Source organism: Roseovarius sp. (assembly GCF_965277045.1).
Taxonomy (GTDB): Bacteria; Pseudomonadota; Alphaproteobacteria; order Rhodobacterales; family Rhodobacteraceae; genus Roseovarius.
Genome location: NZ_OZ255712.1, coordinates 363,577 through 387,876 on the forward strand (window position 1 = coordinate 363,577; position 24,300 = coordinate 387,876).

Genomic DNA, 24,300 nt, shown 5'->3' on the forward strand with positions numbered 1-24,300 from the left:
AGAACCATTTGGTTTTTCATGCCGATCGCCAGTGGCGCAGGGCAACTTCGACTCGCGCCTACGCCCGAATGGCTTCGTGTTTCGAGTCATGCCCGTCGCAGAACTGGTGACCGTAAGTGTCTTCGGAGGTACTTTTGATCATTCCGGTCGATCTGCGTGTCGGGCCGGATCACCCAGGCGTGGACATGAGGCAGGCTGTGCTTCTCGATGAGCCACAGCGTAACGTCACAGATATCCTGCTCCATCCCGAATTTGTCAGGATAGACGCTCAGGCGGCGCTTGCGCGCCACCTGAAAGACACGGCCGAGTTTCACTCGGCGTGAGGGAACCGCGCGAGCAGCTCGCTGACGCGCGCGCCGTGCCAAAGGATCATGACTGAGGCTGGTAGGCCTCGCTCTTGACCGATCCGGTCGAGCGATGAGGGTGGCTGGTCAGCCAGGATGCGCCGGATGTCGCGCAGCGCGACCTCCACGGCATCGGCGTTCGGGATCGGCTGACCGAAGGCGGCATGCAGGTCACAGAGCGCCGCGCACCCGCTCGGATCATCGAGCGCATCCAGCAGGTCGCAGAGGCTCGCGCCGTGGCGGCGGAGGTGCTGCTCAACAATGTAAGCCGCGCCGAGACGCGCCTCGGCGGTGTCGGTGGTGGTGGTGAGGGTGGTTGAATTGAGCATGATGTTCTCCCTTCATGCAGTGTCGGAAACGGTGGTGTGCCTGGTTCATCGGCGTCATGTTCCGTCGCAGGGAGAAGCTGAGCGTTGGCTGGTTCCTTTCGGTTGTTCTCAATGGCTGGTGTTCGGTGCTGGTCATGAGAACATTGGTCGTTCATCGGGATGACGAAGAAGAAATCTACCGGGCGCTGATTTTTTCTGCTGTCGCGCCGCATCGGCGAAGACGTTCCACGACGGTGGAAGGCTGGGTATTGGACCTTGTATTCATCCGAGGGCATGACGCCGACCGTGCAAACCGCGCATGGCCGGCGCCACAGGTCAAGCGGCGTCCCGCGCCGGGAGGGCAAGCGCCAGCGCATCGCGCTCGTCGTCCAGTTCTCCGATCTCGACGAGGAGGTCATAGAGCCGGTCGGTGAGCAGGCAGAGCTCTTCCACCTCGATGCTCGCGGGATCGAGGAGGCTCCAATGTGACAGGTCCGGTTCGAGCTCGTCGATGACGGGGTCGAGGGACAAGAGCCGGTGCAGATCGACGAGCCTGCGCCGCGTCGCCCGGTCAAGTCGCGACGCTTCGCGCAAGCCGGTCATCAAACGCAGGACGCGGGCCGTTCCGGCCTCGCCGTCGATTAGCCCCGCGGCGTTGCAAAGAGCCGATCCGTGCTTGTCAAAATGCGCCCGTGCGGCAGCAAGTTGCAGGTCTGCGGACAGGGTCTTCGTAGGTAAGTTGCGCAGCATGGTGGTCCTCCTTGGTTGCGCATCTGCCATTCGTGGCAGCATCAAGCCGTCCGCATGTGCTTCTCCGAGATGATCCTCCTTTTGCTGCCTCGGCTGAATGGTCGTTGTTTCCGTGTCTTGATATGAAGATTGGCCAATCGCCGGCGGCACGAAGCAAAAACTTCAGTTTTTTCAGTTCGGCGGGGAGTTTTGCTTCCAAGTCAATCGGGCCCTTGTCGCCGAATGCCGACCTTGGCCGTGGAAGCGGGTGCCACAAAGTTTTTTGATCTCTGTCGAGAAAATGCTTTTGGCTGGAATCAATCATTCCATCTCTTTGGTATGACGGACCGGCATGGAGTTGCCGTTAAGGGCCGCGCGACGAGCTACGAGAAAGGAGGCAGGGCAAGACCCAGAAGGTCTGGGCGCTCGTGAACATTGTTGTGCACCACTGAAGACGCAGCGCGCTGCGGGGACCTGATCACTCCCCAGAACTGGTGCTATCCGCGTGAGCGGAAGCGACAACGTGCATCCGAAGCGAAGTTCCATTTCGTCTGTCAGAGAAGGCCGTCCCAGGCGGTCTTCGAAGTCCCGGCCACCGACGGGAATCTTCCACGGGCGCGGTGGCGCCCGTTCTATTTGACCAGAAGGAGCATGCTGACCCTTACATCAGGATCCCAGAATACAACGTCACATGATGGTGCCGGATTGCCCTTGGTGATGTGGTCCAGGATTGTCGGCGCACGCAGCGCCGCGACGGGTTTGCCCGGAATAGTCCTTGCTGTCCCCGCCCAGGCCGACGGGTTGGCTCGGCGTGAAATCTCGGAAGCTGGCGCCGCTCGAGCGCTTCGTCGTCGCCATCGGATTTCATTGCGTCGGAGATGAGGTGGTTCACCGTCTCGTCGAAATACGCCGTTGACTCGCGGTAGAGTGCGCGGAACTCGGTTGCGACCGTGCGCTCGAAGCTGATTTGCCGCGTCCGGACAATGAGGGGGGTGCGCCGTTGCCGAGGATAGCGATACGGTCGCACCCTGTGCTTGCGGCAGAGCGCCACGAAGATGCGCACCGACCACACATCCGGCAAGGAATTCTGCAACTCGATGTCCGGGTCCGCGTCGTCCACGGCTTCGGGAGCCAGCACTTTGCCAGCCTAAGTTTTTTGGGCACTGGATGTCGACACGTCGAGCTTGCCTCGAGTAGAGGTAGCCGCCCCGACTGTCGAACTATCGAGAACGGCCCTTAGCCGACATTCAACGGATCAAGAATTCCGCACCGCAGCGAGCGCTTATCGGAATCTTCTGTCATGCTAAATCGCATTATCCAACTGCACACTCGCTCCTCGGGTGAGGCTTTCGGCCGATGATTTTGTTGCATGGAAACCGATATGGTGGTCGATCAGTCGTGACCAAGCTGACGCGAAAGCGCTTTCGCAATCGCAGGCCCGCTCGGCGCTCCGGGTTGCCGGATTGACCTCAAACGCTGCAGCAAGCGCCTTCTCCCAAGCGATTTCACTGTGACCAGCGACGAATGTGGCTTCGGCACCTGCGCTCGTTTTCAGGCCATCGATATCCGAGCAGATGATAGTACGTCCGGCAGCGCGTGCTTCCAATGCCACCAATCCGAAGGCTTCCCAGCGCGACGGGATGGCGACGAAATCGACCGACTGCATTACGCGGTCCGGACTATCAGAGTGGCCGAAGAACCGGATGCGCGGGTCACCGGCAGCCAGTGCGCGCAGTTCCGTTTTTTCCGGGCCGGTGCCGTGAATGTGCAGCGAAACATCCTTGTTCGGCAATCTTTGGAAGGCACGGATCAGAATGTCGAATCCCTTCTGGCGATGCAGCCGACCGATTGCGCCGATCACTTGCGGCTTGCGTGTTGCAGCTTCGATCGAGCGAAAGTCTTGCAGATCGACCACCGGTGCGATGATGCGAAGCGCGTCATGTGAAACGAGGCGGCAGCGCTTCATCCATTCTGCCTGCGCATGGCTGACAGCGACGACACTGTCGAACAGAGCCAGCGATGTCCGCAACATCGTGAAGAACCTCAGTTTGGAGGGAACGTTCAAAGCGGTGAAAGCCTCTGTGTAGCTGTGTTCCACATGTACGAGCGGTTTGCTGGCATGACGGGCGCGGAACGCGATAAGTGCTGGAAGTCTGCGCCAGCTCAGGCTGAGGTGCGAGACGATCATATCCGCATCGCAAATCGGCAAAGCGCCCTTGCGCGATACGACGCGCAAGCTGTGGCGGGCAGATCGGGCCATCATGGGACAGGTCCGGATATGCTGAAGAACACGGTTCACGCCGCCCGGGGTGGCATCATCGACAAGGTGCAGGACGTGGGGAAGGTTGGTCATGGATCTCTCTCTCTTTCTTTTTCTTTCGAGGTCACGCGCGGGCGACGCGCAATACGGAACGGGCAAGCGTCATCGGCAGGTCGCCGAACCGCGCCGTGGCGTGGGCCGCCAGCAGGGTCGACACGCTGCGCAGCGGCTCTTCGAGGATCGGGCGGGCGGACTCACGGTATGCGCGGGCAATCAAGGCACAGGCGGTTTCTCCGTCCCCGCTGCTGACCGCGCGACGGGCAAGATAGCGCAGTTGATAGGCGCGGGCCGCGGCCTCGTATCTCGCGAAAAACTCCGATGCCGTTGGGCGCAGCTTGCTCACCATGCGCTCCCATGATGCGAGTTGGGCGTCCACATTGGCCGAGAGCCCGGTGGAATTGACACGGTATTCCGTCAGCAGGCCGGGAACGCCCGCAATGATCCAATCGGTACAAAGGCACAGACGCATCCAGCACTCGATATCCTCGGACTGACGGAATGTTTCGTCGAAGATCCAGTCGCGTTTCATCTCTGAAGCGGGTCGCCAAGCAATCTCTGCAAGCGCCTCGCGACGAATAACCGGGGCGGATCCGTTTCCGATGGGGTTGCGTTTGAAGACATGGGCTGGCGTCACGCCGTAAAGGCGGGGGCGCTGCGCATGCCCTATGCGTTGGCCTGCCTCATCGATCATCGCCGAGCCGGAATAGCTGATACCCACGTCAGGCTTTCCAAGCAGGTGATCTACATGCGTGGCAAGCTTTTCGGGCATCCAAAGGTCATCGGCGTCGCAAAACCCGATGACTTCACCCTGCGCCTCTGCAATGCCGCTGTTGCGTGCGCCTGCAAGCCCACGGTTGAACTGATGGAGAACCCGAAACCGGCTGTCCGAGGCGGCGTGGATACTGGCGATCAGGGCCGTGTCGTCGATCGATCCGTCATCGATGATAACGACCTCGAAATCACGGAATGTCTGTGCGCTGAGCGAGGCAAGCGTCGCAGGGAGTGTAGCGGAGGCATTGTAGGCGGGAACGACGATCGTAGCGTAGGGCATGGGACAGATCCTCAATTGGCAAAAAGATATTGGCGGGTGGGTTCGGGTAGAAACGGCAGCAGCAGCGCGGCGAGCGCGATCAGCCCACCGCGGCGGGCCGGTAGAAGAAAGGCGGAGGCATGCTGGTAGCATCCTTCGAGGACAAGACGCTGCACGGTGGCGGCGGGAGCACCGACGCGAAGGGCCCGGCGCGCGAGGTAGCGCAGGTGCACGGCCTCCGCCCGCGGATCGGTGCGAAAGCCGAACCGGGCCGCGGTCTCGAGGGCAGCACACCGTCCGGCCCGCATTCTGTCGATTTCCGCGGATAGGCCACGCGGGCTGAGCCGGTAAAGCACATGATCCGTTTCGAGCCCTACAAGGCGGTGGCCGGATCCCACGAGATGGACCAGGAACTCCAGATCTTCGTTGTGAATGAGGTCTTCGCGGAAACCGCCGAGGCTTTCGAATGTGTCGCGGCGCAGAGACAGATTGGACAGCGTGCAGACCGGGTTCTCGCCGAGCAACGATGGGACGGTCACGTCGCTTGCCGGCACGCGCGAGCAGGTGCGGACGTGACCGGGGTCTTCGTTGAAAAAACCGACCCGCCCGAAGACGGCCTGAACCTGACCCCTGCCGAGATGTTGCGCAACATCGCGCAGCTTGTGACGCTGCCAGATGTCATCGGCGTCGCAAAAGGCTATGATGTCGCCGGTGGACTGCACGATCGCACCATGGTTGCGAGCGGCGCTGGGGCCTTTGCGCGGGTTGCGCACCAGCTTCAGGCGACGGTCACCTTGCACCAACGATCTGGCGACGCTCCAGCTGCTGTCGGCCGATCCGTCCTCCACAAGTATCGCCTCCCAATCGGTGAAGCTCTGGTCCTGCAATGCTGCGATGGTGGCTGGCAGCGTGTGGGCGGCGTTGAAAACAGGAATGACAATGGAAATGCGGGTCATGCCAGGGCGCTCTCAGGGATCGGAGTAAAGGCGAATTTCAGGGCCGGACGGGAGAGCAGCAGCATGATGATGCTGGCCGTCACCAAGTAGCCCCAGGCGATGGCGTTGAGGCCGAAGGGAGCAGCGATCACGACGTTCAGCATGACCGCCGCCGTCAGCAGCACTGTACCTTTGAGTTCCAGCATCGGGCGGTTCTCGGCCCGGTGCCAGCCGGCGGTCGCCGTCCAGAGCATTGTGGGGATGGCGACAAGGCAAAGGATGGATACCGGTTTCGCCAAGGCGTCCCAGCCCTCGCCAAGCAGCAGCGGCACATACCACTCGGCGAGCAGGGCCTGCAGGATGACTGCGGGTGCCACGATGCCGATGGACAGGGCGAACCCCTGGCGCATGGCCGCGGAACGGTCGGAGTGCGCGCAGAGATGCGGGAAAAGCACCGCGGCGAAAGCGGCCGAAAAGGAGGAGGCAAGGCTGAGGCCGGCGTTGAAGGCCATGAAATAGAGGCCGAGAATTTCCGGGCCGAGCAGCGCGCCGACGATCAGCTTGTCGGCATGCAACCGTGCGGTCATGATCATCTCGGTGCTCAGGATCGGCCAGCCGAACCGAATGAACGGGCGGGTCGCAGCCTTGCCGTGCTCTGGAGTACTGTGCCACGGGTGCAGGCGGCGCATCGCCACGAGCCAGAATGGCGCGGTCAGAAGCCGTGGCAAGACAAGCGCCAAGGCCGACGGCCACACCATTGCGAGGGCCACCGAGATCAGGTTCGCCAGCACGGTCTGCCCACCGGCGATGGCGGCGGTCTGCTTGAGCTTGCCTGCCCTCATGGCAAGTCCCGCCTGGACCAGCCCGCCTGGCATGAACAGGTACTCGCCAGCCAGGACAAGGATCAGCGTGGCCATTGCAATGTTGCCGGTTAGCACCCATACGCCACCGGCGATGACGCATTGGATTGTGAAAAGACCAAGGCACCAGACCCAGAAGAGGTCACGCGCCCGGTTGCAGGTTGGTGCAAGCTCGGATGCCGGGGCGGCGATGATGCGCTGCCCGATGCCGTTCTGCGTCAGCGACTTCAACAGGTCCCCGATCGCCAGCGCGGCGGCGGCCACGCCTATCTCTGCCACGTCGAGCGTGCGGGCCACGGCAATGACGACACCGAGACGCGACAGCTTGGTCGCGATCTCGGAGGCACCGTAGGCAATCAGGTGACTGAACATGGAGGAAGGTCTGGGCACGGTCGCTTGGCTTTCATTCAACGTTGGCTATTCCTACCCGCCAATGACACGCCCGTCGTTGGCGCGGCGGGAGAGCAAGATGCCGCTATCGAGTGGTCACCTATCCTTTCGGGTCACACTTCCACCCGATTGAACGCGTGGAGCGAACAAAACCCTGCATTAGAAAACGCTAAGTTGTACTTAGGAAGAATCATGACTGCTGTTCGCACACGCCTGCTCGGCTCTTGCCTGAGCCTCGCCCTCACCGCCGCTTGCGGCGATGCCCCCGCGCCCGAGAACCTGGCGCCCGTCAAAAGCGGTGGCGCGTACCAAGCCCAGTACCGGGAGCCACCCCGCAATCCAGAGGAACAGCCGATCCTGCAGTCTGAGCGGATGAACACGCTGAAATGCCGGACTGGTCATGGGGCAGGCAGCAAGGCAGGTGGCTTTGTCGCATCTGGTCTGCGCGGTGAGCGCCTGTCGCGGAATGATCTGGTGGATATCAGAGTTTCCGACGATGAGACCTTCAACGGTGATTACGTCGTGTCGCGCGACGGTGACCTGAAGCTACCCTTCTTGCCACCGGTACGCGCGCAAGGGCGTAGCACCGGAGACATTGAAGCACAGATCGCGCGCCTTCTGGTGCAGGAAGGTTTCTACGACGAGGCACCGCGCATCTCTGCGCGTGTCTCCGATTTCGCAAGCGTCAACGTGGCGGTTTCCGGAGCGGTTTTTGAGCGGCACGCGATAGAGATCGGCACCCGTGTCGCCGACGACATCGACCGGGCGCGGCAAGCGGCACTCGGCGCATCCACCGAGGCGCGCAATCTTTCGGCGGCGCTGCGCGCGGTTGGCGGCGTTCGCCCGGATGCCGACCTGTCCGCCGTGGAACTGCGCCGTAACGGAACCCGGCATGTCCTCGACATGCGCGGCGTCTTCGAAGGCCGCAATGCTGTCGACGTGATGCTGCTGACCGGCGACGAGATCAGGGTGCCTTCACGCCAGTGTTTCCAGGACGACCTGATGCGTCCCAGCCCGATCAGCCCGCCCGGCATATCCCTGTTCCTGTCGAACCTGACCCAGCCGGCGACCGGCAATGCGCCATCGGCCGTGGGCCGAGAGGTGCGCGAAGTTCCCTATGGGACGAGGTTCATGCAGGCAGTGGTCAATACCAACTGTGTCGGTGGCGCGCGGGCAACCAGCGCAAAACGTTCGGCCGTCCTGTTCACGCGCGACCCGATCACGGGCGTCTCGACGGTGATCGAGCGCAAGATCGAAGATATGCTGCGCCGCGCGGATCGGGACGATTACGACCCCTATCTACTGCCGGGTGACGCGATCGCCTGCTACGACAGCAGTGTCACGAACTTTACCGAGGTTGCAAAGATCATCGGTGCGGTTGTGGCCACAGGCGCAATCGTCGACTGATGGTCAGGAAAGCGAAGGGTCGGGCAGATGCTCTCGTGTCTGCCTGGCTGTTTCGATTGCCCGCTCCATAAGGTCGCGATCCGCGCTGTCTGCCGCCATTTCAACAGCGACCAGCGCGTCGCGCAGGTCGGGTTGACCGAATGCGGCGGCGCTGCCGGCCACCTTGTGCGCTTCTGCGGCAATCTCGGACATGTCGTCCGGTCTGGTGTCAAGCCAGTCGAAGAGCGCGTTCGTCTGTGACACGTAGCGGGCAGTCAGGCGATCCAAGGTATTCTGTTCCTTTTGCGGAGCGACCGATGCTTCGACTGCCGATTGCTCGCCGGACGTGAATTGGTTGATAACCCGCACGAGTTCTTCCTCGACAAGGGGCTTTGGAAGAAAGCCAGACATCCCGGCCTCGATAAAGCGGTCCTTGGCCTCCGGCAAAACGTTGGCCGAAAACGCCACGATCGGCACATCTCGGTTAGGACCGTTGCCAGCGCGGATGGCGCGGGTTGCACCCAGCCCGTCAAGCACGGGCATCCGTATATCCATCAAGATGAGATCGAAACGTTCCTCTTGCGCGGCTTCTACGGCTTCCTGGCCGTTGTGCGCTTCGGTTACACTGTGGCCGAGGCCAAACAGTGTTTCCCCTGCCAATTCGAGGTTTATCTCATTGTCCTCCACTAACAGGATATTTCGACCTTGTTCATTGGGCCCCGCGGTTACCGTGACATCTTCTTTCTCGGGGCCATCGACGCAGACCAAAGGCAGGCTCACCCAGAACACGCTGCCCTCACCTTCTGTACTTTCGACTCCGATCTCTCCGCCCATCGCCTCGATAAACCGGCGGGCAATGCCAAGGCCGAGGCCGGTCCCGGCGGGCGCACCTTCACCGGCGCTGTCGATTGTCTGAAAGTCGCCGAATATCCGTTCTTGGTCAGCTTCGGATATACCAACACCCGTGTCGATCACCCGCAGATCCAAACCGCTTTGGTTACACTCCCCTTCGATCACGATGCGTCCGTCGCGAGTGAACTTGATAGCGTTGCCGACGAGATTCAGCAGCACCTGTTGCAGACGCGAAGCATCAATGCGCACCCACGTCGCCGGATCACCGATCCAACCCCATTGAATATGGTTGCCGTTCGCCTCGGCCGCACTGGCCTGCGAGTCCACGATGTCCTGTATTAGACGCCCGATATGCACGACCTCCTCGCGCGGCTCGGCGGCGCCGGCTTCGAAACGGGCGACATCGAGGACCGCGTCGACGTGATGCATCAGCACGCCCCCCGATATGTCCATGTTTCGCACGTACCGGTCCTGAGTCACCGAGAGCGATGTCTTCTCGAGAAGAGCGAGGTTGCCCAGAAGCCCGTTCAGCGGCGTTCTGATTTCATGTGTCATCATGGCCAGGAAGTCGGCTTTGGCCTTCTCTCCTGCAAGTGCCTTGTCACGGGCCTCGACCAGTTCGGTTTCAGCTGCAACACGGTGAGAAATATCACGGAGAAATGCGACGATCATCTCGTCCTCGCCTGATTCCGCCATTTCCAATGCCAGCTCGACGGGGAATATCTCACCATTGCGCCGCTTGGCTTCAAGCCGAACCCGGCCTTGGCCAACCACGCGCTGCTCACCCGAGACGCGCATGCGGTGCATTCCGGCGTCATGGGCTGCACGGTGGTGGTCCGGCACGACAATATCCGCGATGTTCTTTCCGAGAACTTCATCTGTTGAATACTGAAAAGTGCGTTCCGCGGCCTTGTTGAAATTCAGAATCCGCCCGTCCAGATCCGCGACAATGACCGCATCCAAGGAGGTTTCGAGGATGGTATTGAGTCGGGAGTAGGCATCGGCCAGTTCATGCCCCCGGGTTTCCGTTTGCTTGCCCACCCGCCGGGTATGACCCAGCAATACGATCAACGCCAGTACGAGCGCCGCAGCAATAAGGGCCAGGCGCAACAGGGTGGAGGCGAAGTTTTCACGGCTTTGGTCCGACCGTTCCACAAAGTACTGAAGACCCGTGGTTGCGGCCGTGCGCAGCAGTGGTCTTATTTCATCCGCGACTTCGTTCAAGGCGGGGAGCGCGGCGCGCAATTCATCGCGAGGTCCGTCGATGATCGGGATCACGGCATCAAGCCTGTTTCTGATCGTCGTGATCGATTGCCCGAAAGCCTCGATTTTTCGTAACTCCGAATAAAGCGTGCCGGTGTGCAGAGTATCTACTCGGCTGTAGAATACGTCGAACTCGACGATCAACTCCTCTAGTGCGTCCGGATCTGTGCCTGACTGCGCGGTCTGTACGGCGTTTCGAAAGTCAAGGAACTCAACCTCCGCCTGTGACAGCACCCAGTGGACGTTGTCGGACCGGGCAGAGTTCAAAAAGCGCAGGTCGCGGATGATCTCGGAAATCAGGAACGTGATGGACAGCACGCACAACAAACCAACCAGGACCAGCAAAAGCTGGCCCCGGCGCCATAGTGCAGTGTCGCGTGATCGCTGTTGCGATGTGGCTTCAATCATTCCTTTATGGTGATCCGATCGAGTTGCCAGATACTGCGAGAGTAGATGACTTCGGTCCGGTAGTCACTGGAAGACGAGAAGGGATAGATCACCCAGAGCGGTCCCTTGTCACGGCGCGACAGTTCCTTGCCGTCCATCGCATAGGCAATGATCGGCCCGCCCTCGGTCGCGTCGGCCATCGGTATCGACACGCTGTAGTCGTTGATCGCGGTCGCCTCGATCGTGCTGCCGTCGGCGCCGAGGTGATCGAGCAGAGTCTTGAGCCGCACGCCTGTAAAAACGTGGTCTCCGGGGGTCCAGATGGTATCGGTTTTGATTTCGCTCTCGCCAAGTGCGCGCAGCATTTCCAAATCGAAAGTCGCGGCTTCGCCATCATTGGTCATTTCGATATCGCCGGAAACAGTCAGCAGGACGCGACCCTCGGGCAATGGCAGGCTTTCGGCTTGTGCCGGCAGCGCCCACAGGCTGACTGCAACGACAACGGCCGGGACGACGCGCAAGAAATTCATTTGATGCTCCTGTATCTTGGTTAATCAGTTTTTCGCATTTCTGCGTGATGTTGTATGCTGGTCATAAGGATCAGACTTGTATCCGTTCGGATAGTCCGCGGTACGATTGGATAGTTTAATAAGCTCCTCGCCCGGACAAAACTGCCCGCACTGTCAGGGAAAGCAGCATCAGATCGAGGATCATGCTATTGGATCGGACATAGGCAACATCCATGTCGATCATCTTGTCAAACCCGATATCGGCGCGACCAGAGACTTGCCACAGTCCGGTGATGCCGGGGCGGACCTTCAGCCGCTCCAGAGCCGCAGCCGGGTAAGCTGCAACCTCGCGCGGAAGTGCCGGGCGTGGCCCGACAACTGACATGTGACCCAGAAAGACATTCAGGATCTGCGGCAGTTCATCGACCGAATAGCGACGCAGGAATCGACCAACTCGGGTCACACGCGGATCGTGGCGCGACTTGAAGCAGATACCCTCGCGATCGGACTGCGACCGTATTGCGGCCAGTCGTTCCTCGGCATCCGTATGCATTGTGCGGAACTTGTAGATCGTGAAAGGAGCCCCGTCGCGACCGACGCGCGTCTGCTTGAAAAGGGCGGGCCCCTTGCTATCGAGCCTGATAAGAGCCACGACACAGAGCAGTACGGGCGAAAGAGCCAAAAGAGCCAAGCCACTCGTGACCATGTCGAAGCATCGCTTGCCAATTGCGTCCGGGCCGGCCATCCGCACCGCGTGAACGGCGGCGCGACACAGGAATGCGGCGTTGCCGAGCAGATATCGCTTTGCCAGGCGCCGCGGTTCTTGCGCGAGACGCCAGATCCATTCCATGCGTGCAGCCCGGACCGGTCTTGGCGCCCGAGTGACATTCCCAGCCAGGAAATCGAACAGGGCTCCTACGCCAAGGACCACGCGCGGAGACAGGTCCGACAGATGCCTGTCTATCCAGATTTCCTGCCGAGGTACGCCCATTGCGACAAGAAGTATATCGGCGCCGGAGGCATTGATCCGGGCCACGGCGGCGTCTTCGTCGGCGGCGCCATCATAGCCATCAAGCGTACCGGCGACGCGTAAACCGGGAATAGTGGTCACAAGTTTCTTTGCCGCTTTCTCTGCCGTGCCGGGGGTTGCCCCGAACAGGAACACGGATAGCCCCCGCCGTGCTGCCTCTGCCAGAAGAGCCGGCGTGAAATCCGTACCGTTAAGGTTCTGAGTCAAACCCGCACCGCTCATGCGGGCGGCCAACTCGACCCCAATGCCGTCCGGTAGGATCAGGTCGGCTCGGCCAAGCGCAGCGGCATAGCCGCGGTCGCCTGCACGGATATTCGCGCAATGGGCGTTCAGAAAGAACACGCTCCGCACAGAACCAGAAAGAACGTGCTCCATGGTCTGTTCAGTCGTCGCATCGACGAGCGGCAAGCCAAGGATAGTTCTGCGGGCGAGCGACGGTGAAACAGGTGTTGCACCGGTCTCGACCGTTGAGAAAGGGTGGTGTCGGGTCATGTCGGGTCTCCGGGGATGGGATTGAGCTTTCCCGGTTCATGCCCTCGCCAACTGTCGCACCGCAATTTCCCGGCCGTATAACCGGGGAACGCATTCGATACACTGCGCATCCGGATGCGTGTCTCACGCTCGAAAGGCTGTGCGACGCGCTGTAGGCGGTGTCGATGCTACCCGGATGGATACATGAGGTAGACTGTTTCCCCGTTAAATTTTCTACCCAATGCCGTAATCTTGTCTTAAGTCGCGTTTAGATTGCATTAATCGATTCACCGAGGGCCAGATTGAAATGAGAGTGCTGATTGCCGACGACCATGACCTGCTGCGTGATACGCTCATCGCGTTCCTAAGCGCGGACAATGATATGGAACTGGGAAGCGCGTCGAACTTCGAAGAGGCGAAACGGCGGATTTGCGAGGATGCGCATTACGATCTTGTTCTGCTCGACTATAAGATGCCGGGCATGAAAGGGCTTGAAAGCCTGTCGGAGGCGATAGGACTGGAAGGCGGTCAGCGGGTCGCGCTGATCTCCGGGCAGGCCACCCGCGATATCGCGGAAGAAGCACTCGGCCTCGGCGCCGCCGGTTTTGTGCCCAAGACCTTGCCGGCCAAGTCTCTTGTGAATGCGGTCAAGTTCATGGCCATGGGTGAGCAATACGCTCCCATCGATTTCATGAAAGCTCAGGAAGAGGAAGAACCGCACGCCATGGCAGAGCAGCTGACCAAGCGTGAGCAGGAAGTTCTGAAGGGACTGACCGAAGGCAAGTCGAACAAGGCCATCGCGCGTGACCTCGATCTGACCGAGCCGACGATCAAGCTTCACATGAAGACCCTCTTCCGCAAGCTGGAGGTCAACAACCGTACACAAGCGGCCATCGTGGCCCGGGATGCCGGCATCTTCTGATAGGGCTCCTGTCCGGAAGGATATAAGGCAGGGCAAAAGCCCCACGTGACCCACCAGTCGCGCAGGCGAATTGCAACAAGATCCGGGATAGGGATTGCGGCGAAGGAGATCGCCGATGACCACACGGAACATTGCCTCGACAGATATACCGAAACCGCGCCGCGCCCCGGGCGCCATGCGCAAGCTGGTGCGCCGTGCGCTCATGGGCGGGGCGCCGACCGACAGCGGGCGTATCCCGCGCTACGTGTGGATCTGCGCGTTGGGTCTTGCCGCGATCTGGGCGCCGATCACGGGGTATCTGAAAACCGCCGCGCCCAGCTTTGCCAGCCACATGTCACTTATCCTGCCTGGCTCGGGGTCGGCTTCGTCGGTCAACCTTGCCGAAATCGGGCAGGCCTCCAGCCATGCAAATTCCGCCTTTTCCAGCAACTCAATCAGCCCGACGGAAACCTACAAGCGGCTTCTCGCCGCGGACCGCGTGATCAAGGACGCCGCCGGTCGTCTTGGCATCAAAGCCAGAGAATTTGGAAAGCCCCAGGTCAAGCTGGTCGATCAGACGGCATTCATCCACGTCAAGATCACCGGGCCGGCCCCCGAAACGGCGCAGGCGCGCAATGCCGCACTGCTCAGCGCCTTTTTCGACGAGATTGACCGCCTGCGCAGTGACGAAATGGACAGCCGCCAGACTGGCGGCCTCAATGCGATAACCGAATACAAGGACTCAGTGGCCGCGACGCGCGTGGAAATCGAGAAACTGCGCGCCGAGACCGGTCTTCATTCGGCAGGGCAATACAATCGCCAGGTCGACGAACTCGATCTGTTGCGCGCGCGGATCGACACTGCCACGGCAGAATACGAGCGTAGCGCGGCGGCTGTTGCGGGTCTGGAAACTCAGCTTGGGACAGATGCGGAAACGGCCGCACGCATCCTGCGCCTGAATGGGGATGGCGCCTATACTGCACTCATCGATGCGATGGCGGAGGCCGAGACAGAATTGGCACGGGCCAGGTCACGATACGGAAAGCGCCACCCTGAAGTGCTCAAGGCCCTCGCGGCGATGGAGACTGCCCGGTCCGAGGCCACTGCGCGTGCCGTGTCTCTAACCGGTGACGCAAGCGCGCTTGAGCGGTCCCTCGATGGTGCCCGGGACGCACTCCTGACCGAACTCGTTAGACAGGACGCTTCTCGCGCCGGGTTGTTGGCGGAACTGCGGGAGCTGCGCGAACTTGCATCGGTTCAGGCCGGTCGTATCGAGACGCTGGCGCCGAAAGCGGCTCGCCTCGAGGATCTGCAGCGCGATTTCAACGTGGCCGAAGCGGTTTTCGCGTCGGCGATCGCACGCACCCAGTCCAGCAAAGCCGACGTTTTCGCCTCGTATCCCCTTGTCCAAGTGCTCGAAGATCCGACCCTGCCCGAAGACTCCTCTTCCCCTCGCAAGAAACTTGCCATCGCCGCCGGTGCCGCCGCCAGCATCCTGCTGATCTTCGCTCTTTCGCTCGCGTGGATCCGACGCATCCTGATCGAAAAGCTGATTTCCGAAAAGGGTCGCATGGCATGATGCGACCCGAAAACCCGGCCGAGGCCATGGTCTGGAAGACAATCCTCTGGACCTGGCCATTCTATGCACTCGGGGCGCTATATGTGGTTGGGCCGGTGCTGGCTTGGCTCATCGCTGGGCTGGCCGTATTGTCACTATACCTTGGGCCGGCGATACGGTCTGACCTGCGGGCCACGGGCCCGATCCCGCCTGTTGTCTGGGCATGGATCATCGGGATGCTGGTGATGCTCGTCGCCTTGTGGGCCGGGCATCTGAATTGGGATCTTGGGCTGAAACAAACCATTAAATCCTCGATCGGCTGGGCAAAAGGATGGGCGCTTCTCGCGTTGTTCCCGCTGGCGGGCGCCGTTCTCCCGATACGAAGAGAATTGCTGATCCGTGCGCAGTGCCGCCTCGGCTTCTGGACGCTCTGCATCGCGCCAGTGCTGCTTGTCGCCCCCTACATCGGTTTGCCTGAGCGCATCTGGACCTCGCCCCTGAAAGCTGTTGGTGGCCCGGGGCCCGAATACTTTACGGTCTTCCTGTTTACCTTCGATCCCGCGTCATGGACGCCCAGATGGCAATTCTATGCGCCTTGGTCGCCTTTCGCCGCACTTCTCGGCGTGGTCATGGTGCTGTTTGCCCTTGAGGAAAAGGAAGGGCGCTGGCGCGCGGCCGGCATCGCCGCGGGCACTTTGATGATCCTCGCGTCGAAATCCCGTATGGGGCTCGTAGGGCTGGTGGCTTGTACGGTCGGCCCTCGCCTCGTGCCTCTGGTGATTCGTAGCTGGGCGTGGGCTGGACTTGCGGCCTTCACGGCATCCCTTGCCGTCACTGGACCGTGGCTATTGGAAAAGATCGGCGCAGGCGTCGATGGCTTCAAATCTGCCCGTGCCGACAGCACGCGCGTTCGAGCGACACTCCAACGTATCGCCCAAGAGCGTTGGCAGGAGGATGCACCGTGGTTCGGACACGGCACCGTTCAACCAGGTCCACACTTGGTGGAATACATGCCGATCGGCACGCACCATACTTGGTTTGGGCTCCTGTTCGTCAAGGGATTGGTGGGGTTTATAGCCTTGGCGTGTCCGTTGATCTGGCAAACTTCGCTCGCATTCAAAGACGCAGCCCTCAGTCCGCGCGGCCGCTTACCGCTCGGGTTATGTATGGTCGTCGTCTTGCTGTCCTTCGGAGAGAACATAGAAATCGAGGCATATTTGCTCTGGCCTGTACTATTGTGCCTTGGAATACATACCCGTGAATGCAGTCGTTCGTTTGTTCGAGGATTGCCGTAATTGCGTCTGGTGGCAGTTAGGATCGCCTACTGAGCATAACTATAACCTATTGTCTGCGTTCTGCCGCAGAATGAATTACGGACGATGCGTTTAAGAAGCACAGGCCTTGGACTTCTGTAATTCAGCCAAACTGAGGCTCATCAAGCTTCGCGCAGGTGCGGCGAAGGTCCGCAATCCGCCCATTTTTCGAAAGAGGCCAACGATCTCTGATAACAACCAAGTGCCCGGCAGCTTTGGTTTTGGTCAAGAACCATGAAGGCAAATCTCTCGTCCCTTCGCCTTCTCCGCGTGCAAAACAATCTCTGCTGCGGCGCGGGCGTCTTCGCCGGCATCGTGGTGTTCGAAGGATAGCCGCAAGTGGGTCTTGAGGGATGCGAGGCCGTGGCCGCCGTTTCCCTTCACCTCTGGCCATGCGCGGCGGGCGACGATCACGCTGTTCTGCCAGATCCAGAGAGGCTCGTTTCGTCGTAGCAGGGCGCATGCAGCCCGGAAAGCGCTGCGGTCGAAACCTGAATGCTGGTAGATCGTCACACCGCCAAGAGGGACCTCGAGCAAGGAGAGGGCCTCCGCGAACTTGGGCGCGCCCCTGACCGTCGATTGGCTTACACCGTGCAGGCCTGTGAACGCCCATGTCGAGGTGCATGGATCGACGTATGTCGGTGAGAACCTCGACAGGGCATCCGTCGCAAGACATGGCACCAGTTCAGTTCGGAAGAGAAGATCCGCATCATATTCGAAGATCTACGCAGGGAAATAAGCATCGCAGAACTCTGCCGTCGCGAGGAGATGCATCCTCGCCGGGAACTGCTGCCGCCGCGTCACCTTTTTCTTCAGTGCATGAATCATGCTCGGGAGGGCGGGCTATTTCGGCATCGGGGCGCTCCTCTCAACGACACGCAGAGTCTATCAGGTTCGCCCCAAAACCTTAGCCTTTTCAGGCCTTTTTATCCTTTTCTAACATTTACTTAGTGAGGGCGGTTAAGGTTTTTGCTTGGTTCTGAAGAGCTTCTCGATTTTCGGATTGAATCCCCTTCAAGTTTCATGCAGGCACTCGATGCTGTCGATATGGCGCACACGCGCCATTCCTACTCACGAACTGAAATAAAGACTCCGGTAACAATTTCATGAAAGCACTCTTGGCATCTTCCTTCACTCGATTTTTGTCAGTCGGCACAGCTCTCACGTTGTTTTTGGACCTCGCTCAGCCCCTCTTTCCGTTTGCTATGACGGCCTTTATCAGCTTCTTGGGACTGACCCTGATCCTATTGGGTCTCCAATCGATAAAAATGGCTCGAGAAGCCGCGCATAGGCTGCTACCTTTCACTACCATTATGATGGTTCTGTCGTTGGGTCTCTGGATGTCCCAAAGCTTCGTGCAAAATGCCGATGAGAATGGGGTACTGGCATCCAAGGTGCCAGCTTTTCAGAATATGCAAAATCAGATGACCCAATTGATTGATACAAATGTTCGCATTGCAGACGCTACAGAGAACATCGCAGAGACAAGTTCAAGAACGGCCAAGGCGACTGAAAATTTAGCGAATAATGCAAAGAAAGAAACCAGTGCAGATCCCAGAAAAGAACTCTCAAATATCGGTTTGCCTTGGGGTGAGCAAAATTTCTGGAAAGCGCTTAGCTCAAATGACACGAGGGCTCTTCAGCTATTCATGAATTCTGGTCTACCTGTCTCAAAGCTCAAGATTTGGAAAAAGGCGCGCATGGGTGGCATCTCTCCTGCAGCGTCAAAGTCTTTGGCCAGCGTTGGCTTTTCATTCACCAAGGAGGAGTGTAATTTACAGAAATTTGAAAGTGGAAGTGCAATTTTTGATATTGAGCCTCACCTTGACGCTACTGAAAAAAGTGAAGTAGCTTGGAAATTGGCTGGTGGATTTTATGGTGTACTGGGGCTTGCCGAAGAAGATACAGCCAAGTCATTGGCCGTTCTTTGTCCAAATCTGCACTTAAAGAGATCAATCAACGCAGTGGTTTCATCTGGATTAAAATATCCCGAGATTCATGAATTATCACGTGATCGAGCAATAGCTTCTTGTAAAGATAACAATTCCAAAATTTCATTCGAAAACTATTTAGCATTAGCTTACAGCGGCGGCGACGGCTTGTTTTCAAAATTGTATTTTGAAGATGAACACGGCGTTCGAGTTACCCCCCAGTACCCGGACCGACCGCTTTCTACTTCTGAGAGGTTTATCAAAGGCAAGCTTTACAGCGAACTCTATGATGCAGCAGCTTCGGGATACGAAGGGATAGTTGTTAGAAGAAATAGTGTTGAGAATCGTGATAATTCTCTATCTGGTTATAAATCAATCTTAGATCGTGTGTGTGAGGTAGCTTTCCCTAAATTGGAAACATACCTTATGGGACAGTATCGAAAAATCGAGCGTAATTTTGGGTCTCAATTATGAAGCTTTGTTGGATAGATTATCCGAATAATCCACCAAACAAAGCGGCTGATTTGAGAAGCATCTGAAGCAAAGACTTTTTCTGTGCCTCAGTTGGGTTGCAACGCAATCACCTCGCCAAATCGTTCTCTGACCAGCATTCAAAACCCTTGTAAAGAGCCAGAGTGACGACTGATCACAAAATTCAAATCCATTTGCGATTTTTTGGAAAAAGCTACCGACTGAAGTGGCCCCGGTTCCCCGGACAGTTCAGCGGCTGATCTAAGGTGTATCGGGTTTGGAGATTAACAAGTACATGAAAAAGGAAGATGCCTAAGCGAATTAAGTTTTCGCATTGAGCACCAAGGGTCTAACGGGGAAAGTTATTTGGATGTTCTCCGTTGACCTCATCCAGACACTGTGTTTGAAAAACGGCATGACATTCGCACAACGCATATCTGCGACCATCGCGTAACCCTGTTCTAAACGGGGCCGCTTGGGTGTCTGGCTTCCAAATCCATTAACGATCTTTGGTCCTGTCCGCGCTGCGGCCCCATCCGAGTTTTTCAAGGATGGTTCTTGCAATGTCCAAAATTCCATTCATGCCCGATGTTCGGAAATTCCCTCTTTCGAGCTCTGAAATCGAAGACCGATTTGCCAAATTCCTAATCGCGTTGCGTAAACGGCTCGGCAAAATCGATGCCAGCGAAGTGACCGCCGAAGGCGCAAAAGAGGAAGAGCTGCTTCACTTGAGTAACGCTTTGGAGCTACCGACCAAGGATCACTACAAGATCGATCGGCGCACGAAGCGCCTTGTTGCGAAGCAGGATGCTCGTTCCGGTCTCGCCCACCTAAAGTCGAACGACCGCAAGCGGCTCCTAACCGCGGAGAGAGGTGTATCCCTCAATGGCCCGGACAGCGTGCACGGGGTCGATGAACTGGCGTCGCGTCTGATGGAAGAGATGCCCTGGATGCAGCCCGTGATCAAACCGATCTGGCAGGATGCGCGGCATCATATTGAAAGAGGCGGTTCTGGTCTCTGGCACCGGCCCCTGATCGTTGTTGGGCCTCCTGGTATCGGCAAATCGCATTTCGCACGGCGGCTTGCCGAACTGTCCCAGTTGCCGGCCTTGAAGATCGATGTCGGTGGAGGCAGCGCTGGTTTTGCCATCTCGGGTGTTCAGCGGGGCTGGGGCACTGCTGGCCCAGGCCGCCCCGTGGAAACGATCCTTTCTCAAGGAGTCGGAAATCCGATCGTCGTGGTCGATGAGATCTGCAAGGCGGGAACATGCTATTCCGAGGCGGGATTTTCAACTTCTATCGTGACGTCTCTGCTGGGCCTTTTGGAGCCGGTTAGTGCCCGATCTTGGGAGTGCCCGTATTTCAACGTCAATTTCGATATGAGCCGCATCTGCTGGATCATGACCGCGAACAACGTTTCAACCATCCCGTTGCCGCTTAGGTCGCGTTGTCGCGTGATCGAGATGGGCGGAGTGGCAAAGGCCGATCTGTTGAAATTTGTCGGTCAGGAAGCACCTAAGCGCGGCCTCGAGCCGATGGATGCTTACGTAGTGGCTTATCTCGTCGGGTCTTATCCCGAAGGCCATCCCGCACTGAACCTGCGTGTTGTCACTCGCTATCTCGATGACCTTGAGGCCTTGGCCCAAAAACCTGTTCTCCACTGAACACCGCCCATGCCTTCAAGCTGCAAAAGGAACAAGAAATGATACCGATATGCTCTTCCCGACAATGGACCAAAGCCCGCTTCGCTCTCAGCGACAGTGGCTTCAAAGATAACTGGGCGCATTCACGATGTAACGCGCCACCTGAAGAAATTGAAAGACGTCGCAACTATGTATACGAAAGTGAACTCCAACCTTCCCCTTCTCTCTGGCCTCGCGCTGACCAGTGCCGCCCTTCTCTCCGCCTGCGGGCCTGAAGGAGAATTTGAGGACGCGATCAACGCCGAGCTTCAAGACCGGGAAATGTGCTGGAACATCTCTTCATCCAAGCCCGTCACCTTCCCCATCAAGGTCAAACGCAGTTTTGGAAGCAGTCAGGACCTGCATCCGATCCTTGCTGGCTTGCAGGCGCAGGGCCTTGTGGAGCTTGAGGTGCTCGACACGAAGTTCATCCGCTCCGACAAGATCGACCTGACCTCGGAGGGCGAGCGGCACGATATCTGGACTGATGGCGAGGGTTTCTGCCTTGGCGCGCCGGAGGTAGTCGAGATTGTCCGCTTCACCTATGCCGATAACGGTCAGAATGAGAACGCAGCGAGTGTTGAGTTCACTTACCAATACGAAGAAGTGCCCTCTTGGCTGGATCGTGACGCCTTTGCCGGTATTCCCGGCATGGCCGATCCTGAAGAGGGCTACGCCGAGGTTCAAAAATCTTCTGACGGCTGGCATGCCTCCAGTTGGTTCTGATTGATCCAAGCTCTATGAAGTGGTTCGCCTTTCGCGGCGAACCACTTTTTCACTCTCAGCATGAAGAGCCAGCCTATCGAATGACATACGCACTTTTCATCGACGACGAGCGGTTTCCACCTGAGGACGGGCGACCATGGAAGATTGCGCGCAACGAAGTTGAGGTCGAGGCGCTTCTTGAAGAATGCGGCCCACCGGATTTCATCAGCTTCGACCATGACCTGGGTGATGGTGAACCAACTGGTTACGACATCGCACACAAGCTTGTTGATGGCGATATCGGTATTTTGCCGGGCTCAGGCTATGAAGCTGGACTGCCATCTTGCTTCAGGTTCGCTGTTCACAGTCAAAACCCGGTTGGCGCAAGGAACATCGAAGCTTTGCTGAACCGGTATCTCGAGTTTCGACACCGACAAACTCCGAGATGAAAGGCAGAGGTCGTCCACAGCATCAGGTCAGTCGGTCAACTGCCGAATTATGATCAGGAATTGACACGGCAAATTTCTCACAGCCGCATTTACCAAGAAGTGAATAAGTGTTAAAGATAAATATCTTTTATATTTGGAGTTCTTCATGATCGATCAAGATCGCTTCGCCGAACGTTTTCGCGAGATGTCTGCCATCGGCAGAACGAGAAACGGTGGGGTTCACCGACTGGCATTGACGGATGAAGACAAAGATTGTCGCGACCTCTTGAAGAGTTGGTGCAAAGAGGTGGGACTCCAACTCCAAGTGGACCGCATGGGAAGCATGTTCGCCACCTTGGCTGGACGTGATCTGAATGCTCCGCCCTTGCTCATCGGAAGTCACTTGGATAGTCAGCCCTATGCGGGCGCCTTCGACGGTCCTCTGGGAGTCTTGGCTGGACTTGAAGTGATCGAGGCACTGATCGATCACGGGATCACGCCAGAGATTCCAGTTCAGCTCGTGAACTGGACAAACGAAGAAGGTGCGCGCTTTCGCCCACCTCTCGTTGCATCAGCCGTCTTCGCTGGCTCGACGCCGCTTGAGCATGGGCTTGCCTCTATCGATAGCGATGGCGTCAGTATTAAAGAGGAACTGAAGCGAATAGGTTACACTGGCAGTGTCGACCCTGGATGGAAAATTCGTGGTTACTTAGAGCTCCACATCGAGCAGGGCACTGCGTTAGAAAAGGCAGACGTGCCTATCGGTATCGTCACCGGAGGCGTCGGGCTTACTGATATTCGGGTGCAAGTTTTCGGAGAGGACACGCATGCTGGTCCGCTGAGCATGCGGGAACGGCGGGATGCGCTCGTTGGCGCGGCAGAGATGATCGCTTCAGTCCCCAATCTCGCCATCGAGGATGGGGAAGATGCCCGCATGACCGTTGGTCGGATTAGCGTTCCGTCAGACTCGCACAGTGTTGTTCCCGGTCTCGCAGAATTCACTCTGGACATCCGTCACCCATCGGGTGTGGGTCTTGCTCGCCTTGAGGAAAAGGCGCGTGTGCGCTTCGAGACAATCGCGGTTGAGCGCAGACTCGAGGTCACCTTTGAAAAACTCTGGCAGTATCCGCCGTTTGAGTTCGACCCTGATTTTCGCTTGGCTATCGCTTCCGCAGCAAGATCGAACGGATATCAGTCGCTTGAGTTGCCCAGTCGTGCCGGACATGACGCTTGGAACATGTCACGAGTTGCGCCCTCTGCGTTGATTTTCATCCCTTGCAAGGATGGCGTCAGTCACAACGAGAAAGAATACGCGTCTATGGAACACATGGTCGCTGGGACGCAGGTTCTCTTCGACGCGGTAAAAGCGATTGTAATGAACGGTTGACACGATCAAAAAATAAAAAGACAATATCTTTTATCAAACAGGGAGACCGAAATGACAACCAAATCGATCCTACTTGTCACATGCGCCTTCGTAGGGAGCGCGATAAGTGTCAGCGCTGCGGAATTTGAACTGCGCATGCAGTCCTTTTGGGAAGGTGGCACCATCAACCAGCGTGCGTTTGAAGAGTTCGCAACTGACGTTGAGGAGTGCACTGACGGTCGAGTGACGATCGCAGCAATGCCAGGCAACGCTGTCGTTCCGTCGACCGAACTTCTGCAAGCGACCAAATCCGGCATCCTCCATGGGATGCAGGCCGGCGGTGCGCTGCACATCGGTCAGGATCCTGCTTTCGCGCTCGTAAATGACATCCCATTTGGCTACGCCAAGCCTGAGCAATTTCTCGGCTGGTTCCACGAGGGTGGTGGCATGGAGCTGACCCAGGAGCTCTACAGTAAGTACGGGGTCCACTTCGTCGGACCGGTGATGTGGGGTGCAGAGTCGATTCCGACCAAAGAGCGCATTGAGACTGTGGAGGACTTCAGCGGCGTGACGATGCGCTCCCCTGAAGGTATCGCCTCCCAGATCTGGCAAGATATCGGAGTGGGCGTTTCCACGCTTCCCGGGAGTGAGGTCTACACGGCCTTGGAAACCGGTCGCATTGAGGCAACAGACTGGGGTGGCCTTGGCATGAACGATGAGCTTGGCTTCGATCGGATCGCATCTTACGCGATATATCCCGGCATCCACTCCATGCCTGCGGGAGATCTCGCCATCAATCAGGAAACCTGGGATGCCTTTTCCGACGACATGAAGGAATGTTTCACCACGGCGACTTCGAACCTGAACGAGCGCATGCTTTCCGCAAATCAGGAGCTGGACAAGAAAGCAGCCGAGCAACGCGATCCAGAAACACTGGTGGATTGGAGCCAGGAAGAACGCGGCAAGCTGCGCGAGATTGCGCAGGAGCACTGGGCCGCATGGGCGGAACAGAATGAAATTGCGCAGAAGATCTACGAAAGCCACGTTGAATACATGAAAAGCCTCGAGCTCCTGTGAGCTTTTCAGGCGGCGCGAATTCGCGCCGCCTTTGCCGTTTTCCCCTCAACTCAA

22 protein-coding genes are annotated in these 24,300 nt (G+C 58.2%); 11 read left to right on the forward strand and 11 right to left on the reverse strand.

The genetic code is table 11. The annotated features are described in order from the left end of the window. The first annotated feature begins 134 nt into the window (after positions 1 to 134). The gene (locus ACQY4V_RS01820) at positions 135 to 323 is read left to right on the forward strand and encodes a hypothetical protein (protein ID WP_428515239.1); all 189 of its coding nucleotides are present in this window, start codon (positions 135 to 137) and stop codon (positions 321 to 323) included. Here the strand turns inward: ACQY4V_RS01820 and ACQY4V_RS01825 are convergent. From ACQY4V_RS01825 to ACQY4V_RS01855, 7 genes are all read right to left on the reverse strand, one after another. Further along, positions 311 to 673, reverse strand: a complete 363-nt coding sequence (locus tag ACQY4V_RS01825) for a hypothetical protein (RefSeq protein WP_428515240.1) — start codon at positions 671 to 673, stop codon at positions 311 to 313. The two genes, ACQY4V_RS01820 and ACQY4V_RS01825, sit on opposite strands and share 13 nt — an antisense overlap. Positions 674 to 988: 315 nt before the next feature. After that, on the reverse strand, positions 989 to 1,402 hold the full coding sequence (locus tag ACQY4V_RS01830) for a hypothetical protein (protein WP_152491515.1): 414 nt from the start codon (positions 1,400 to 1,402) through the stop codon (positions 989 to 991). 640 nt (positions 1,403 to 2,042) lie between these two features. Beyond that, entirely contained in the window at positions 2,043 to 2,501 is a 459-nt protein-coding gene (locus ACQY4V_RS01835) for a hypothetical protein (RefSeq protein ID WP_428515241.1), read from the reverse strand. Positions 2,502 to 2,684: 183 nt separating this feature from the next. Next, complete coding sequence (locus ACQY4V_RS01840; RefSeq protein ID WP_428515242.1) at positions 2,685 to 3,734, reverse strand: glycosyltransferase family 4 protein; 1,050 nt, start codon at positions 3,732 to 3,734, stop codon at positions 2,685 to 2,687. 31 nt (positions 3,735 to 3,765) lie between these two features. After that, positions 3,766 to 4,752 carry a glycosyltransferase family 2 protein gene (locus ACQY4V_RS01845; protein WP_428515243.1) on the reverse strand — a complete coding sequence of 329 codons (987 nt, stop codon included), beginning with the start codon at positions 4,750 to 4,752 and terminating at the stop codon, positions 3,766 to 3,768. 11 nt (positions 4,753 to 4,763) lie between these two features. Further along, positions 4,764 to 5,687, reverse strand: coding sequence for a glycosyltransferase family 2 protein (locus ACQY4V_RS01850; RefSeq protein WP_428515244.1), 924 nt, complete (start codon positions 5,685 to 5,687; stop codon positions 4,764 to 4,766). Then, entirely contained in the window at positions 5,684 to 6,898 is a 1,215-nt protein-coding gene (locus tag ACQY4V_RS01855) for an oligosaccharide flippase family protein (RefSeq protein ID WP_428515245.1), read from the reverse strand. The genes ACQY4V_RS01850 and ACQY4V_RS01855 overlap by 4 nt, the downstream gene beginning before the upstream one ends. A gap of 210 nt (positions 6,899 to 7,108) precedes the next feature. Here ACQY4V_RS01855 and ACQY4V_RS01860 point away from each other — a divergent pair, with 210 nt between their 5' ends. Beyond that, a complete protein-coding gene (locus tag ACQY4V_RS01860) occupies positions 7,109 to 8,323 on the forward strand; it encodes a polysaccharide biosynthesis/export family protein (RefSeq protein WP_428515246.1) in 1,215 nt (404 codons plus the stop codon). A 3-nt stretch (positions 8,324 to 8,326) separates the two neighbouring features. Here ACQY4V_RS01860 and ACQY4V_RS01865 read toward each other — a convergent pair whose 3' ends face one another. From ACQY4V_RS01865 to ACQY4V_RS01875, 3 genes are all read right to left on the reverse strand, one after another. Then, positions 8,327 to 10,825 (reverse strand): ATP-binding protein, encoded by a 2,499-nt coding sequence (locus ACQY4V_RS01865; RefSeq protein WP_428515247.1) that lies wholly within the window; start codon positions 10,823 to 10,825, stop codon positions 8,327 to 8,329. Continuing rightward, entirely contained in the window at positions 10,822 to 11,334 is a 513-nt protein-coding gene (locus ACQY4V_RS01870) for a molybdopterin-dependent oxidoreductase (RefSeq protein ID WP_428515248.1), read from the reverse strand. Before ACQY4V_RS01870 ends, ACQY4V_RS01865 begins: the two co-directional genes overlap by 4 nt. A gap of 115 nt (positions 11,335 to 11,449) precedes the next feature. Beyond that, positions 11,450 to 12,835 (reverse strand): WecB/TagA/CpsF family glycosyltransferase, encoded by a 1,386-nt coding sequence (locus ACQY4V_RS01875; RefSeq protein WP_428515249.1) that lies wholly within the window; start codon positions 12,833 to 12,835, stop codon positions 11,450 to 11,452. A gap of 286 nt (positions 12,836 to 13,121) precedes the next feature. Between ACQY4V_RS01875 and ACQY4V_RS01880 the strand changes: the two genes are divergently transcribed. The 3 genes from ACQY4V_RS01880 to ACQY4V_RS01890 all read left to right on the forward strand — a co-directional run bounded on the left by ACQY4V_RS01880 (position 13,122) and on the right by ACQY4V_RS01890 (position 16,568). Next, positions 13,122 to 13,736: a LuxR C-terminal-related transcriptional regulator gene (locus tag ACQY4V_RS01880; RefSeq protein ID WP_428515250.1), complete on the forward strand. Its 615-nt coding sequence runs from the start codon at positions 13,122 to 13,124 to the stop codon at positions 13,734 to 13,736. A 115-nt stretch (positions 13,737 to 13,851) separates the two neighbouring features. Continuing rightward, positions 13,852 to 15,294: a GumC family protein gene (locus tag ACQY4V_RS01885; RefSeq protein WP_428515251.1), complete on the forward strand. Its 1,443-nt coding sequence runs from the start codon at positions 13,852 to 13,854 to the stop codon at positions 15,292 to 15,294. Further along, complete coding sequence (locus ACQY4V_RS01890) at positions 15,294 to 16,568, forward strand: O-antigen ligase family protein (protein ID WP_428517329.1); 1,275 nt, start codon at positions 15,294 to 15,296, stop codon at positions 16,566 to 16,568. The genes ACQY4V_RS01885 and ACQY4V_RS01890 overlap by 1 nt, the downstream gene beginning before the upstream one ends. Before the next feature lie 243 nt (positions 16,569 to 16,811). Here the strand turns inward: ACQY4V_RS01890 and ACQY4V_RS01895 are convergent, their stop codons facing one another. Next, the gene (locus ACQY4V_RS01895; RefSeq protein ID WP_428515252.1) at positions 16,812 to 17,267 is read right to left on the reverse strand and encodes an exonuclease domain-containing protein; all 456 of its coding nucleotides are present in this window, start codon (positions 17,265 to 17,267) and stop codon (positions 16,812 to 16,814) included. Positions 17,268 to 17,692: 425 nt separating this feature from the next. Between ACQY4V_RS01895 and ACQY4V_RS01900 the strand changes: the two genes are divergently transcribed. The 6 genes from ACQY4V_RS01900 to dctP all read left to right on the forward strand — a co-directional run bounded on the left by ACQY4V_RS01900 (position 17,693) and on the right by dctP (position 24,246). Beyond that, the gene (locus ACQY4V_RS01900; RefSeq protein WP_428515253.1) at positions 17,693 to 18,991 is read left to right on the forward strand and encodes a hypothetical protein; all 1,299 of its coding nucleotides are present in this window, start codon (positions 17,693 to 17,695) and stop codon (positions 18,989 to 18,991) included. Between the two features lie 578 nt (positions 18,992 to 19,569). Further along, positions 19,570 to 20,652, forward strand: a complete 1,083-nt coding sequence (locus ACQY4V_RS01905) for an AAA family ATPase (RefSeq protein ID WP_428515254.1) — start codon at positions 19,570 to 19,572, stop codon at positions 20,650 to 20,652. A gap of 168 nt (positions 20,653 to 20,820) precedes the next feature. Beyond that, a complete protein-coding gene (locus ACQY4V_RS01910) occupies positions 20,821 to 21,396 on the forward strand; it encodes a hypothetical protein (protein WP_428515255.1) in 576 nt (191 codons plus the stop codon). 14 nt (positions 21,397 to 21,410) lie between these two features. Next, complete coding sequence (locus ACQY4V_RS01915) at positions 21,411 to 21,824, forward strand: cyclic-phosphate processing receiver domain-containing protein (RefSeq protein WP_428515256.1); 414 nt, start codon at positions 21,411 to 21,413, stop codon at positions 21,822 to 21,824. 145 nt (positions 21,825 to 21,969) lie between these two features. Next, positions 21,970 to 23,190: a M20 family metallo-hydrolase gene (locus ACQY4V_RS01920; protein ID WP_428515257.1), complete on the forward strand. Its 1,221-nt coding sequence runs from the start codon at positions 21,970 to 21,972 to the stop codon at positions 23,188 to 23,190. Between the two features lie 51 nt (positions 23,191 to 23,241). Beyond that, entirely contained in the window at positions 23,242 to 24,246 is a 1,005-nt protein-coding gene (gene dctP / locus ACQY4V_RS01925; protein WP_428515258.1) for a TRAP transporter substrate-binding protein DctP, read from the forward strand. Positions 24,247 to 24,300 lie beyond the last annotated feature (54 nt).